Source organism: Mycobacterium sp. GA-1841 (assembly GCF_001954135.1).
Lineage (GTDB): Bacteria > Actinomycetota > Actinomycetes > Mycobacteriales > Mycobacteriaceae > Mycobacterium.
In genome coordinates, this window is sequence record NZ_MBEQ01000119.1 from 1 (window position 1) to 12,726 (window position 12,726).

General features: G+C 66.6%; 14 protein-coding genes and 2 pseudogenes. 5 read left to right on the forward strand and 11 right to left on the reverse strand.

From position 1 onward, the window contains the following. Positions 1-188: 188 nt before the first annotated feature. The 4 genes and pseudogenes from ruvA to A5740_RS26710 all read right to left on the reverse strand — a co-directional run. A pseudogene (gene ruvA / locus A5740_RS26695) lies at positions 189-500 on the reverse strand (Holliday junction branch migration protein RuvA); the annotation flags it as partial. Next, positions 497-1,054 (reverse strand): crossover junction endodeoxyribonuclease RuvC, encoded by a 558-nt coding sequence (gene ruvC, locus A5740_RS26700; RefSeq protein WP_076199225.1) that lies wholly within the window; start codon positions 1,052-1,054, stop codon positions 497-499. The pseudogene ruvA and the gene ruvC, both read right to left, overlap by 4 nt. Positions 1,055-1,129: 75 nt before the next feature. Then, positions 1,130-1,414: a hypothetical protein gene (locus A5740_RS26705; RefSeq protein ID WP_139335368.1), complete on the reverse strand. Its 285-nt coding sequence runs from the start codon at positions 1,412-1,414 to the stop codon at positions 1,130-1,132. A 38-nt stretch (positions 1,415-1,452) separates the two neighbouring features. Further along, positions 1,453-2,055 (reverse strand): TetR/AcrR family transcriptional regulator, encoded by a 603-nt coding sequence (locus A5740_RS26710; protein ID WP_076199227.1) that lies wholly within the window; start codon positions 2,053-2,055, stop codon positions 1,453-1,455. 67 nt (positions 2,056-2,122) lie between these two features. Between A5740_RS26710 and A5740_RS26715 the strand changes: the two genes are divergently transcribed. Next, the gene (locus A5740_RS26715) at positions 2,123-2,956 is read left to right on the forward strand and encodes an alpha/beta fold hydrolase (RefSeq protein ID WP_076199228.1); all 834 of its coding nucleotides are present in this window, start codon (positions 2,123-2,125) and stop codon (positions 2,954-2,956) included. A gap of 35 nt (positions 2,957-2,991) precedes the next feature. Beyond that, positions 2,992-3,642, forward strand: coding sequence for an NAD(P)H-binding protein (locus tag A5740_RS26720; protein WP_076199229.1), 651 nt, complete (start codon positions 2,992-2,994; stop codon positions 3,640-3,642). Between the two features lie 13 nt (positions 3,643-3,655). Here the strand turns inward: A5740_RS26720 and A5740_RS26725 are convergent, their stop codons facing one another. The 3 genes from A5740_RS26725 to A5740_RS26735 are packed head-to-tail and all read right to left on the reverse strand — an operon-like array spanning position 3,656 to position 7,227. Beyond that, positions 3,656-4,411 carry a YebC/PmpR family DNA-binding transcriptional regulator gene (locus A5740_RS26725; RefSeq protein ID WP_076199230.1) on the reverse strand — a complete coding sequence of 252 codons (756 nt, stop codon included), beginning with the start codon at positions 4,409-4,411 and terminating at the stop codon, positions 3,656-3,658. 42 nt (positions 4,412-4,453) lie between these two features. After that, positions 4,454-5,869, reverse strand: coding sequence for an acyl-CoA reductase (locus A5740_RS26730; RefSeq protein WP_076199239.1), 1,416 nt, complete (start codon positions 5,867-5,869; stop codon positions 4,454-4,456). A gap of 20 nt (positions 5,870-5,889) precedes the next feature. Continuing rightward, positions 5,890-7,227 (reverse strand): hypothetical protein, encoded by a 1,338-nt coding sequence (locus A5740_RS26735; RefSeq protein ID WP_076199231.1) that lies wholly within the window; start codon positions 7,225-7,227, stop codon positions 5,890-5,892. A 62-nt stretch (positions 7,228-7,289) separates the two neighbouring features. Between A5740_RS26735 and A5740_RS26740 the strand changes: the two genes are divergently transcribed. From A5740_RS26740 to A5740_RS26750, 3 genes are read left to right on the forward strand one after another with little or no spacing between them, the layout of a single operon-like run. Next, a complete protein-coding gene (locus tag A5740_RS26740; protein WP_076199232.1) occupies positions 7,290-7,949 on the forward strand; it encodes a TetR/AcrR family transcriptional regulator in 660 nt (219 codons plus the stop codon). Between the two features lie 35 nt (positions 7,950-7,984). Continuing rightward, positions 7,985-8,371 carry a carboxymuconolactone decarboxylase family protein gene (locus tag A5740_RS26745; protein WP_076199241.1) on the forward strand — a complete coding sequence of 129 codons (387 nt, stop codon included), beginning with the start codon at positions 7,985-7,987 and terminating at the stop codon, positions 8,369-8,371. Beyond that, positions 8,368-9,279: an NAD(P)-dependent oxidoreductase gene (locus A5740_RS26750; protein WP_076199233.1), complete on the forward strand. Its 912-nt coding sequence runs from the start codon at positions 8,368-8,370 to the stop codon at positions 9,277-9,279. The genes A5740_RS26745 and A5740_RS26750 overlap by 4 nt, the downstream gene beginning before the upstream one ends. Here the strand turns inward: A5740_RS26750 and A5740_RS26755 are convergent. The 4 genes and pseudogenes from A5740_RS26755 to A5740_RS28630 form a co-directional block, all read right to left on the reverse strand. Continuing rightward, positions 9,257-11,068, reverse strand: a complete 1,812-nt coding sequence (locus A5740_RS26755; RefSeq protein WP_083654456.1) for a glycosyltransferase family 39 protein — start codon at positions 11,066-11,068, stop codon at positions 9,257-9,259. The two genes, A5740_RS26750 and A5740_RS26755, sit on opposite strands and share 23 nt — an antisense overlap. Positions 11,069-11,129: 61 nt before the next feature. Next, entirely contained in the window at positions 11,130-11,711 is a 582-nt protein-coding gene (gene pdxT, locus A5740_RS26760) for a pyridoxal 5'-phosphate synthase glutaminase subunit PdxT (RefSeq protein WP_076199235.1), read from the reverse strand. Next, positions 11,708-12,556, reverse strand: coding sequence for an acyl-CoA thioesterase II (tesB, locus tag A5740_RS26765; protein ID WP_076199237.1), 849 nt, complete (start codon positions 12,554-12,556; stop codon positions 11,708-11,710). Before tesB ends, pdxT begins: the two co-directional genes overlap by 4 nt. Before the next feature lie 33 nt (positions 12,557-12,589). Further along, positions 12,590-12,726 (reverse strand): annotated as a pseudogene (locus A5740_RS28630) (pyridoxal 5'-phosphate synthase lyase subunit PdxS); the annotation flags it as partial.

The following is a 12,726-nucleotide window of genomic DNA, read 5'->3' on the forward strand; positions in this document are numbered from 1 at the left end:
GCGTCGGACCCAAGATCGCCTTGGCGACTCTGGCGGTCTATGACCCACCGGCGTTGCGGCAGGCGCTGGCCGACGGCGATGTCACCGCGTTGACCCGGGTTCCGGGCATCGGTAAACGCGGTGCCGAGCGCATGGTGCTCGAACTCCGCGACAAGATCGGCCCGGTGGGGCCGAGCTCGGGCGGTGCGGCCGTCGGCCAGCGCCTGCCGCAACGCCGGTGGGTCATAGACCGCCAGAGTCGCCAAGGCGATCTTGGGTCCGACGCCGGACACCCCGAGGAGCGTGAGGAACAGGTCACGGGCCTCACCATCGGCGAACCCGTAGAGCGTCATCGAGTCCTCACGCACGATCATCGCCGTGATGAGCCGGGACTCGGCACCACGGCGCAGATTCGCCAGCGTCGAGGGCGTGGCCATCACCTTGTAGCCAACCCCTGCAGCTTCGATCACGGCATGGTCGAGAGCGATGTCGATGACCTCACCGCGCACCGAGGCGATCATGCCCGGGCCGCCTTGAGTTTCGCTGCATACTTGCGACGTTGCTCGGCGGCCATCGCCTCGGCGGCGGCCATCCGCGCGATCATCGGGGCGCGCCAGCAGTGGCAGATGGCAAGAGCCAGGGCGTCGGCGGCGTCGGCTGGAGTCGGTTTGGCTTGCAGCGCAAGGATTCTGGTGATCATCTCGGTGACCTGAGCCTTGTCGGCGCGGCCGTTACCGGTGACCGCGGCCTTGACCTCCGAGGGAGTGTGAAAGTGCACCTCGATGTCACGTCGGGCGGCGGCCAGCGCGATGACGCCGCCGGCCTGAGCCGTTCCCATCACAGTCGAGACATTCTGTTGGGCGAACACACGCTCGATGGCGATGACGTCGGGCCGATGGGTGTCCATCCAATATTCGGCCACATCACTGATCTCCAGCAGCCGCTTCTGCAGCGGTGCGTCAGCAGGGGTGCGGACGACGTCCACATCCAGCGCAGTCACCTTCCGGCCCTGGCCACTCTCGACCACCGACAGGCCGCAGCGCGTCAACCCGGGATCCACTCCCATCACCCGCACACGAACCCCTTCGTCAGAACATCTGTTCGATAGCCTAGCGGGCCGCGCCGACGGGGCGTCGCAGTGACACGCCAATCAGCGCGATGTGCCGATATCGCGGCGGATCTCATCCATCCGCCGCCGGGATGCCCGCCATCCACTGACGCGTTCGGTCCCGACCTCCCGGCCGGCCTGCTCGATGACGATCGTCCAGGGCGCCCCGAGGAATTTCGCCAGGAACCAGAACGGCCAGGCCAGCAACTGCAGCAACATGGCGATACTGAAGATCGCACCGATCACGCCGTCGGAGTCCGTCCAGGTGTCTGGCGCGGACATCCACTTGCGTCGCACGCTCCACAGCACACCGCGTGGGTCGGTCACCGCCTCGTTCGCCATCCCGCCAGGTCCCCCGTTTCGACTCAGTTCGCCGTAACAGTAAACACGCGCGCGCCGAGGGCAGTCCCCCGGTATGACGGAGCCAATGCGCGGCCGACGGCCAGCACCGGTTCGACGTCGCGCAGTGTGCGCGCCAGGATGAACGCGCCTTCGAGTGCCGCCACGACGGCCACCGTCACCTCGCGCGCGGTTGCCGCGTCCACGCCGCGCTGCGCGAAGTAGGCAGCGCCGCCGTCGAGCCATGCGGTGAACACTTCGGCCGCGGCCGTCCGCAACTGCTCGACAGTGTCGGAGGTTTCGGCCGCCACGGTGCCGACCGGGCACATGTTCGCGAATCCACTGGTCACCATGTCCTCGGCGGCCTGGCTGAAGATACCCTCGATTGCCTGCCCCAGGTCGTCGTACTCGTCGACGATGGTCGGAATGAGCAGCCCGTAGGCAGCCCCCGCTTCGATCAGCGCCTCGCGGGCGATCTCCAGCTTTCCGCCACGGAAGTGGTGGTAGAGGGATCCGATGGGGGCACCGGAGGCCGCCACGATGTCCTTCATGCCGACCGCGGCATAGCCCTTGTGCCGCATCAACTCAGCAGTGGCGGTCAGGATCGTCTCACGAGTGGATCTTGCCATCTGAACCTCCTGCAGACAGACTAGAGCATAAATTCTAGAATCTCCGTTCTAATGCTTGGAGGCCCTCGTGAAAACTGTGGAGCTACCCGCCGGAACCATCGAATATCGCGAAGTGGGCGACCCGACCGGACCGCCCGTCGTGCTACTACACGGGCTGCTGATGAACGACACGCAGTGGAGTGCGACGCTGCCGCTGCTGCCCACCGGATTCCGTTACCTCCTGCCCGTGCTCCCCATGGGTGGACACCGCATCCCCATGCCCGACGGCACCGACCTCAGGATGGACCGGATGCTGGGCATCGTCGCCGATTTCCTCGACGCCCTGGAGCTGGCCGACGTCACGCTGATCGTCAGCGACTGGGGCGGTCCGCTGTTCCTCACCGACACCGGGCGCGACAAACGCATTGCGCGGCTGGTGATCTGCCCATCGGAGGCGTTCGACAACTTCCCGCCGGCGCCCTACGCCAAGGTGCTGTGGCTCGCCAGCCGCACCACCGGCACCGTCTCGTTCGCGCTGCGCCAGATGCGGATCGGGTGGCTGCGCCGGCAACCGATGTTGTGGGGCGAGATGTCGAAAAAGCCGATTCCCCAACACATTTTCGAGGGTTGGACCGACGCCGCGCTGGCGGATCGGCGGATCCGCCGCGACCTGATCAGCTACTGCCGCAGCCGATTCGACAAGGATGAGTTGATCCGGGCCACCAACGCGCTGGCCGATTTCACCGGCCCGGCGCTGGTGTTGTGGAGCGACAACACCGTGATGCCGCCCGCACACGGGCGGCGACTGGCCGAGCTCCTTCCCAGCGGGCAGCTGCGCCAGATCGACGACGCCCGAGTGCTGATCATGCTCGATCAACCCGAACGCACCGCCGAGGAGATCGGGCGCTTCCTGACCCAGTGAGCCGCCCGGGGATACCGTGTCCGTGGGAGGTAAATATGCGTGTGGTCATTGCGGGCGGACACGGGAAGATCGCCCTGCTCCTCGAACGGTTGCTGTCGGCGCGAGGCGACGAGTCGGTCGGGCTCATCCGCAACCCGGCCCACTCGGCCGACTTGGAGGCGGCCGGAGCGGAAGCCGTCGTGCTGGACTTGGAGCAAGCCTCGGTCGCCGAGGTGGCCGACGCCGTGCGCGGCGCCGACGCCGTCGTGTTCGCGGCCGGCGCCGGGCCGGGCAGTGGGGCGGCGCGCAAAAAAACCGTCGACCGGGATGCCGCGATCCTGCTCGCCGACGCCGCCGAGGCGGCGGGTGTGAGCCGCTACGTGATGGTGTCGGCGCTGTCGGCCGACGACCGCTCGCTCGACGCGAACTATGACGAGGTGTTCCGCGCCTACATGCAGGCCAAGTCCGAGGCCGACGCCGACGTACGCGCGCGCTCAGCCTTGCGCACCACGATCGTGCGGCCCGGCGGGCTCACCGATGATGCGGGCACCGGGAAGGTCAACGTCGCCGAATCCACCGGCCGGGGCAGCATTCCCCGCGAGGATGTGGCAGCGGTACTGCTCGCCGTGCTGCACGAGCCGGACACGGTGGGTCGGACTTTTGAGGTGATCTCCGGAGAGACGCCGATCGAGGCGGCGCTGCGCTGAATACCGCCGGTGGCTACTCCTCGTCGAGCTGCGCGGCGACGTCGTCGGGGATGTCGATGTTGGTGTAGACCTCTTGCACGTCGTCGCTGTCCTCCAGTGCGTCGACGAGCTTCAGCACCTTACGCGCGCCTTCGAGATCCACGGGCACCGTGACCGACGGCTGGAAGCTGGCCTCGGCCGAGTCGTAGTCGATGCCGGCCTCCTGCAGCGCGGTGCGTACCGCGACCAGGTCGGTGGGCTCGGAGATGATCTCGAAGGAGTCGCCCAGGTCGTTGACCTCCTCGGCGCCGGCCTCCAGGACGGCCAGCAGGACGTCGTCCTCGGTCAGGCCGTTCTTCTCCAGCGTCACCATGCCCTTTCGGGAGAACAGGTAGGCCACCGAACCCGGGTCGGCCATGTTGCCACCGTTGCGGGTCATCGCGACCCGCACCTCGCCCGCGGCGCGGTTGCGGTTGTCGGTAAGGCACTCGATGAGAACGGCGACGCCGTTGGGGCCGTACCCCTCGTAGGTGATGTTCTGCCAGTCGGCGCCGCCGGCCTCTTCCCCACCGCCGCGCTTACGGGCACGCTCGATGTTGTCGTTGGGCACCGAGCTCTTCTTGGCCTTCTGGATGGCGTCGTAGAGGGTGGGGTTACCGGCCGGGTCTCCCCCGCCGACACGCGCCGCGACCTCGATATTTTTGATCAATTTGGCGAACATCTTGCCGCGCTTGGCGTCGATGACGGCCTTCTTGTGCTTGGTGGTGGCCCACTTGGAATGGCCGCTCATGCAGGTACGCCCCTTTTCCGGTTAAAACTCCGGCCCTCCAGTCTACGTGGACCGATGTCCGGCCCCTACCGGCAGCGCCGCATTGGCGTCAGCGGACAGAATGTCGTCGTCACCCATCCAGTGCACGAAGCGGGCCAGCGGGTACATCGCGTCGTGCGGTCCACCGGCGACGTGACCGTTGGCAGTGCCGACCCGGCACACCCGCTGTCCGCCCGCACCGGCCAGCGCGTCGCGCAACTTGACCTTGCGCTCATAGGGATAGACGCCGATGGTCTGCGTCGCGACGTTGACGTAGCGGACCGCATCCTCAAGCGAGGGCACCATCACCACGTTCAAGATCTTGTTCGACGGATGGAAGTCCACCGGCGCCTCGGACAGCAGCACCATTCCACGACCGTCGAAGCGGCCGAACACCTCGAGTTCGTCACCCATCGCACCCATCACCTCAACCTCGTCGCGGACGTCGGCGGGCGGTAGCGGCGCCTCCGCCGACCCGAACATCCGATCGGCACCCAGCCGCGGCAGGAGCGCGGCGCAGAACCGCCGAGCCTCGGCCCGATCGCTGGTCTCCAAGAAGACGAACCGGCTTGCCAGGCAGGCCTCCTGATTGAAGACGCAGGTGTCGGCGGCCACCCGCTCGGCCACGTCGGCCAGCACCTCGTCGGAGGCGAAGACCTCCCGCCCGATCATCGAGACGGAGCTCTTGGGGTCGAAGGACACCAGCTGAATTCCGGGGCCCAGGTATCGGATGACGTTGTTGATGGCCGGCCCGCCGCCCCAGGCCACGATCTTGTCGAAGTACTGCGGACGGTAGACGGTGCGCTCGATGGCCTCGTCACCACCGGCCCAGTACACCGCGGACATCGACTGCACCACAGGGTGTTCCGGATCGATCTCGGCCATGGTACGCAACACCGCGACCGTGGTGAAGGGGTCCGAGGACGGCATCTTGAACAGGCTGACGGCCTTGACCAGAGCGCCCTGGGCGATCGAGGCGATACAACCCGCCGGCGCGTTCCCGGCCAGCATGTGCACCATGCGCGGCGGAAAGGCCCGGATGGCACCGGTATTGCCGGCGCGGTCGGTGCGACTGACCCAGCCGTCGAGCACCGCCGGGTCGGCGAAGTTGGACTCGACCTGCGCCCACAGGCTGTCTCTGCTCAACAGCGCCGGCGCGCTGTGGTAGAGGTTTTCCACCACGCGGCGCGGCAGCGGGTTGGTCTCGGCCACCAGGTTCAGGCAGCGCTGCAGATGTGGGTTGCTGTCCAGTGCCAGACGTTCGCCGGTCTCGACGAGGAAGTCGATGATCTCGGACAACGGCACATCGAGCAGTGGCGGCAACTGGGTTCGGGGCGTGATCAGGGCATCGAGATCGATTGCGGGCGTGACGAAGTCGATGCCGAGGTCACGGGAGCGGTGGGTGACGGCATCCCCGTCGACCAGCGTCCCGCGGATCATGAACGGGGCATGAAGGGTACTCACGCTTCACCCCGCACGTAGGCGTCGATGGTGCCCGAGCACGTGATCTTATCTCCGCCCAGATCGGCGTAGCGGGTGATTTCCGGTCCGATGGTCGGGCCCTGGTGACCGCACCGGCAGGCGCCGAAATCGGCGTCGATGCGGTCACCGGAGATGACGCCACCCCAGCGGCCGTCGAGCGACAGATCGAAGAACGCGCCGCGGGCCTGCACCGGGCCCACCGAGGTGTCGACGAGATTCTCGCCTGGTTCGTCCAACGGCAGCAACAACACCCACGGCGGCACGTGGTACCGCCCGGCCCGGCACTTCGGGAAGGGAGTGTTCAGTTCCTGCATGGTGTAGAAGTGGTACACCCGCTCGTCGGCGATGTTGAAGGTGTCGACGATGAACTCCCGGTAGTCGGGCGGCAGTGCGGCGCCTTTGAGGCCGCCGGCCACCAGTAGCGCCGTGTCATCGCGGAAGTACTTGCCCGAGAAGCCCTTTGCTCGCACTCCCTGGGCCACCTGGTACAGCGAGGCGAACATACCGGTCAGCAGCAGCGAACGTTCGCGGTTGGCGACCAGCTCGTCGACCGCCTCCGCGGTGGCGGTGTCCATCGCGTTCTGTCGGCCCGCGCTGGTCGTCTCGAACGCGGTGATCTCTGATGGGCTGGCCGTGCCGTCGGCGATGCGCCGACGCAGGTCGATCATGCCCATGATGGAACCGACCGAGATGGGCTCGACGGGCAGCTGGTAACTGTCGGCCTCGGTGGAGAATGCCTCCACGAGCGCGATCCGGGTCCGTTCGTTGCGTTCGACGTTGGTGCGCGGCTTCAGGCCGAACAGCTTGCGACTGCCGTCAGCCGGTATGCCGGTGGCCCAGGTCAGTCCGGTGACGTTGGCGCGTGAGGCAACTTCCAGGTCGGATTCCGAGCAGGCGATGATGGCCGGCCTTCCGGTCGTGCCGCTGGAGCAGGTCAGATAGCACCCGGCGGACTCCATCTGGGTGACAAAGTCATCCAGTCCGGCCACACCGGTGACGTCGACACCCGCCGGATCGCACGTCGAGACCGTCGCCACCCACTTCGCCATGCGGTCCCATCGACCGTCCGTCAGCCAGTTCTGTGCGTAGCTCTTGTAGGCACCGTGGGCGAACAGCAGCGGAACCAAGTCCTCGCGCTGGGCGACCTTGGTGATCTCTGCGGACTGGGCGCGGTTGCGCAACAAAGGGATCTGGTCGGCCCGGGTGGCAAACCGCTCGTTCACGGCTTCGATCTGCAGCCGTTGTACGTCGGCGGGGGCGATGTCGTAGCGGTCCGGTGCGGACTGCAGTGCGAGGAGTTGGTCGGCTGCGGTCATGGCTGCTCCTGAAAATCGAATTAATAGCACCTATAGCGTTTCATTACTGATAATATGCTCTCGTGCCCCGACGTTCGTCAAGCGCCACCACGCGACCCCGCGCCGGCCGACCGACCCGAGAACAGGCCGAGCAGCGACATCGCGAACTGCTCGACTGTGCCCTGGAAGTGTTCTTGTCCAACGGTTTTGAGCGCTCGACGATCGACGGGATCGCGGCGACCGCCGGCATGGCGAAGCGCACCATCTACGGGCTCTATCCGGACAAGGCCGCGTTGTTCGAGGCCGCGGTGCAGCGGGCCGTGGACCGCTGGCTGGTGCCGGTGGAAACACTGCAGTCGGCAGAGACCGACGACCTGGAGGAAACTCTGTTGGCGATCGCCAGGATCAGGCTCGTCAGCTACACCAGCGAGGCCGGCGTCGCCCTGCAGCGGATACTCAACGCGGAGGGCTACCGGTTCCCGAAGTTGTACCGCCTGGCCTACGACCAGGGCACAGTGCCCGCTCTACGATTCATCGCCGACGTGCTGCGACGGCATGCCGCGGCCGGCGCCATCGAGGTCGACGACCCCGAAGTGCTCGGCGGCGCATTCCTGTCCATGGCCGTGGGTGGTCCGGCGACCGGCGCGCTGTGGGGTGTGGTGTGGGACCACGACGTCCTCGACCAGCGCATGCGGACCTGTGTGCGACTGTTCCTCGACGGGGTGCGCCCGCGAAAACCATGACGACCGTTGACGGCAGGAACAACCGAAAGGGCACGATGGATCAGGACAGGTATGACAAGGGCATGGCGATCCGCACCGCCGTGTTGGGTGAGGACTACGTCCGCAAGGCTGCCGGGAATGCCGACGAATTCTCGAAACCACTGCAGGATCTGGTCACCGAATACTGTTGGGGCGCAGTCTGGGGACGCGACGGCCTGGAGCTGAAGACCCGCAGCATGTTGAACCTGGCGATGATCGCGGTGCTCAACCGACCCAACGAGCTGAGCACCCACATCCGGGGCGCGCTCACCAACGGCGTCACCCGCGACGAGATCTGCGAGATCTTCCTGCAGGTCGGCATCTACGCCGGGATCCCGGCCGCAGTCGACAGCTTTCGGCTGGCCCGTGCCGTGTTCGCCGAGCTGGATGCGGAACAAGCATGAATCCGCAGATCGGCTTCGTCGGTCTCGGCAACATGGGTTGGCCCATCATGGCTCGGCTGTTGGCCGCAGATTTTCCGGTGGTCGCCTTCGACGTGCGTGAGGACGTCGTCTCCAAGGCTGTCGCACTGGGTGCCCGGTCGGCCGATTCGGTGCGCGAGGTGGCCGATCAGGTACCGACGGTGCTGGCGAGCCTGCCCACACCCCGGGTATCCGAGTCGGTGGTGGCCGACCTGGCGGCCGGATCACGAATCCGGCGCTTCGTCGACCTCTCCACAGTGGGAGGCCAAGCCGCGCAACGCAATCACGCCGTCCTGGCCACCCGTGACATCGCGGCGCTGGACAGCCCGGTCAGCGGCGGGGTACACGGCGCCGAAGCCGGCACCCTGGCGGTCATGGTGTCCGGTCCACGTGCCGAGTTCGACGTGCTGGCACCGGTGTTCGATGTGATCGGCCGGGCGATCTTCGTCTCCGAGCAGCCCGGCGCCGCGCAGACCATGAAGCTGATCAACAACCTGATGGCCGCCACCACACTGGCCGCGACCGCCGAGGTGATGGTGATGGGTGTGAAGGCCGGGCTGGACGCCGACGTGATGATCGATGTGCTCAATGCGGGCTCGGGCGGCACCCATGCCAGTCGCGACAAGTTTCCGCGTGCGGTGCTCCCCCGCACGTTCGACTACGGGTTCGCCACCGGGTTGATGACCAAGGATGTACGGCTCTACCTGTCTGAGGCCACTGCGCTCGGACTGCCGATCGAGATGGCCGAGGCCGTACAACGGATCTGGGAGCAGACATTGCGTGACGAAGGCCCGGAATCCGACTTCACCTCGGTCATCAAGCCGATGGAGAAGGTCGCGGGCGTGATCGTCGAGGGCACTGGCGCGGCTATTGCCTCCGCGGAGCCCTGAGGTCGTAGACCGTGTCCGGCCCGATCTTGGATGAGGTGAAGTTGGCCTTCACCCAATCGGAGATGTCGGTGTGGGAGCTGTTGCCGAAAAAGCCGCCCTTGGGCTCCGGAAGGATGTAGTAGGTGATCTGGCGGTCGTCGACGTAGTGCTGGAACTGGTCCAGCGACGGGACCGGATCGGTTCCGGTGAAGCCGCCGATCGCCATGACCGCAGTGCCCGTGGCCAATTCGAGACCGGACGCCGCCCCGGATCGGTTGATGGCCGCCGACCACGGGGTGTTGGTGCCCCGCAGCATCGCGTTCAGTTCAGGGTTGTCGGAATGCCAGCCGTGTCCTTGACCTTGGCCGTGGCTGGGGCCGTCGCTGGGGCCGGGGTCGGGCGGTCCGACGCTCGGGCCGCCTCCGGTGTGCGGCTGTCCCAGCGTGGCCACGGTGTAGGCCGTTGTTCCGGCGAGTGCGCCGGTCAGCGCCATCGTCAGCGCGACGATCGCGACGGCGCGGTTCCCGCCGCGCAACGCCCACAGCAGAACCGTGGTGGCCGCCACGGCCAGCACCAGGATCGTCCACCGTAACGGCGGCAACCACGACGCGTTGCGGGCCAGGATCCAGTAGCTCCACACCCCGGTGCCCAAAAGCATGGTGGCCAAACCGATCTGACCCAGCCGGTCATCGCGGCGGCACCACATCTCGTGAATGCCGATCGCGAACATCGCCGCCATCGCGGGGGCCAGGGAGAGGCAGTAATACGGGTGGACCATGCTCTTCATGAAGCTGAGCACCAAGCCGTCGACCACCAACCAGCTGCCGAACAGGATCGCGCCGGCCCGCACGATGTCGGTGCGCGGGGCGCGCCCCCGGGACGCCAACACCAGCACCACTGCCAACAGGGCCGCCGGGACCAGCCAACCGATCTCGAAGGCGAATTCACCGGTGAACAACCGCGGCAGGCCCTGGGCCTGGTTGCCGAACGGACCGCCGTGGTGCGGGCTCGGGTGGCCGGCACCGAAATGGTTGTGGCCGAGGACGCGTCCAAACCCGTTGTAGCCCAAGACCAGATTCATGAAGTTGTTGTCGGTGGAGCCCGCGAGATACGGCCGCGACGACGCCGGCCAGAGCAGTGTGAGCAGCACGTACCAACCTGACGACGCCACGAACGCGACCAGCGCCACCAGCAGATGCTGAATGCGGCGGCGCATCGTGACCGGTGCGGCGATCAGGTACACCAGGCCGATCGCGGGCATGGCCATCAGGCCCTCGAGCATCTTGGCAAGGAAGGAGAAACCGAGGGCGACGCCGGCCAGCGCCATCCAGCGTGCGCCATGGCTCTCCAGCGCACACACCGCGCAATAGGCGGCAGCCGTCATCAACAGCACCATCACCGCGTCCGGGTTGTTGAACCGGAACATCAACGCGGTCACCGGCAGGAGCGCCAGCACGGTACCCGCCAGCAGCGCGGCACGGGGACCACTGATCCGGCGCACCGATCCGTAGAGCAGCGCAACCGAGCCGACAGCCATCAGCGCCTCGGGGATGAGCATGCTGGCGCTGCTGAACCCGAACAGCTGGCCGGACAGGGCCATCACCCACTGCGATACCGGCGGCTTGTCCACCGTGATGAAGTTGTTCGGGTCCAGCGAGCCGAACAGCAACGCCTCCCAGTTGGTCGATCCGGCCTGGACCGCAGCGGCATAGAAGTCGTTGCCCATGCCGTTGACCGTGATGTTCCACAGGTAGGCCACGGCCGTGGCGATCAGCAGAAGGGGCAGTGCCAGACGGTCACGGGTGATCACACGACCATTAAGTCGGTGCGGGCTATGAGTGAGCTATGTGACCGCCGTGGGTTTACTGCCGCTACAACGAGTCGACGAACAGCTTGTGGATGCGCCGGTCCCCGGTCATCTCCGGGTGAAACGAGGTGGCCAGCATCGAACCCTGACGCACCGCGACGATGTGGTCGGCGGCGCGGGCGAGCACTTTGACGTCCGGCCCGACCCGCTCCACCCACGGCGCCCGGATGAAGACCGCGTGCACGGGGGTGTCGAGGCCCTCGAAGTCGATGTCCCCCTCGAAAGAATCGACCTGACGGCCGAAGGCGTTGCGCCGCACCGTCATATCGATGCCTTTCAACGGCACCGCGGCGCGGCCCTCGACGCCGGCATCGGCGATCTCGGTGGCCAGCAGGATCATTCCGGCACACGAGCCGTAACAGGGCAGTCCTTCGGCGATCCGCGCCCGCAGCGGTTCGAGCAGGTCGAACTCGCGTAGCAGGTGGCTCATCGCGGTGGATTCCCCACCGGGGATCACCAGGGCATCGACCGCATCGAGTTCCGAAATCCGGCGCACGGTGCCCGCTTCGGCGCCTGCCTCGCGCAAAGCAGCCAGGTGTTCGCGGGTATCGCCCTGCAGCGCGAGCACCCCGACCCGGGGGTTCACGAGTGCTCGCGAGGCGCGAAGTTGCGCTGGTAGCGAGTCAAGCCTTCTTGCATCACCGCGGCGACCATCTCGCCGTAGCGGTTGAAGATCTTGCCCTGCGTCAGCGAACGCCCACCGCACGCCGAGGGCGACGACTGGTCGTAGAGCAGCCATTCGTCGGCCCGGAACGGCCGCATGAACCACATGGCGTGGTCGAGTGACGCCACGTTCAGATGTTTGCGTACGTCGAGGTGGTTGACCTGAGCCGAACCCAGCAGGGTCAGATCGCTCATGTAGGCCAGCGCACAGATGTGCAGCACGTGGTCGTCGGGCAGCGGATCCCGATGGCGGAACCACACCTGCTGCTGGGACGCCTTGCCCGGCAGCCGCGCCACCCGATCACGTGGCACGATCCGGACATCCCATTCGGCGAACTGGGCAAAGCCGGCGTCGTCGAACGCGCCACCGGAGCGGAACCCGGGCAGATCGTCGGGTCCGGGAGCCGCGGGCATGGCGTCCTGATGTTCGATGCCGGTCTGATCGGTCTGGAACGACGCCGACATCGTGAAGATCGTCTCGCCGTGCTGGATCGCGCTCACCCGACGGGTACAGAACGACCCGCCGTCGCGGATGCGCTCGACGGTGTAGACCGACGGCGCACGGGCGTCGCCCGGCCGCAGGAAATAACCGTGCAGCGAGTGCACCTGGAATGCCGGGTCGACCGTGCGTACCGCGGAGACGAGCGACTGGCCGGCCACATGGCCGCCGAAAGTTCGCTGCAGGAAACCGCTTTCGGGGCTGAACACCCCGCCGCGGTAGATGTTGACCTCGAGCTGCTCCAGATCGAGGATCTCTTCAATCGCCATGCAGTTACTTCTGCTCTTCGCGCAAGCGGCTCATCACCAGCCGCGTTCGGCGAGCCGGTGCGGTGCAGCGATCTCCTCGACGTTGATTCCGACCATGGCCTCGCCCAGACCCCGCGACACCTTGGCCAACACGTCGGGATCGTCGTAGAAGGTGGTGGCCTTGACAACGC

Coding starts and splice junctions, on each gene's coding strand:
- A5740_RS26745 (WP_076199241.1), top strand. CDS start 7,985: ATGGATCAGGACAGGTATGACAAGGGCATGGCGATCCGCACCGCCGTG.
- A5740_RS26750 (WP_076199233.1), top strand. CDS start 8,368: ATGAATCCGCAGATCGGCTTCGTCGGTCTCGGCAACATGGGTTGGCCC.
- A5740_RS26710 (WP_076199227.1), bottom strand. CDS start 2,055: ATGGCAAGATCCACTCGTGAGACGATCCTGACCGCCACTGCTGAGTTG.
- A5740_RS26720 (WP_076199229.1), top strand. CDS start 2,992: ATGCGTGTGGTCATTGCGGGCGGACACGGGAAGATCGCCCTGCTCCTC.
- tesB (WP_076199237.1), bottom strand. CDS start 12,556: ATGGCGATTGAAGAGATCCTCGATCTGGAGCAGCTCGAGGTCAACATC.
- A5740_RS26730 (WP_076199239.1), bottom strand. CDS start 5,869: ATGATCCGCGGGACGCTGGTCGACGGGGATGCCGTCACCCACCGCTCC.
- A5740_RS26725 (WP_076199230.1), bottom strand. CDS start 4,411: ATGAGCGGCCATTCCAAGTGGGCCACCACCAAGCACAAGAAGGCCGTC.
- A5740_RS26735 (WP_076199231.1), bottom strand. CDS start 7,227: ATGACCGCAGCCGACCAACTCCTCGCACTGCAGTCCGCACCGGACCGC.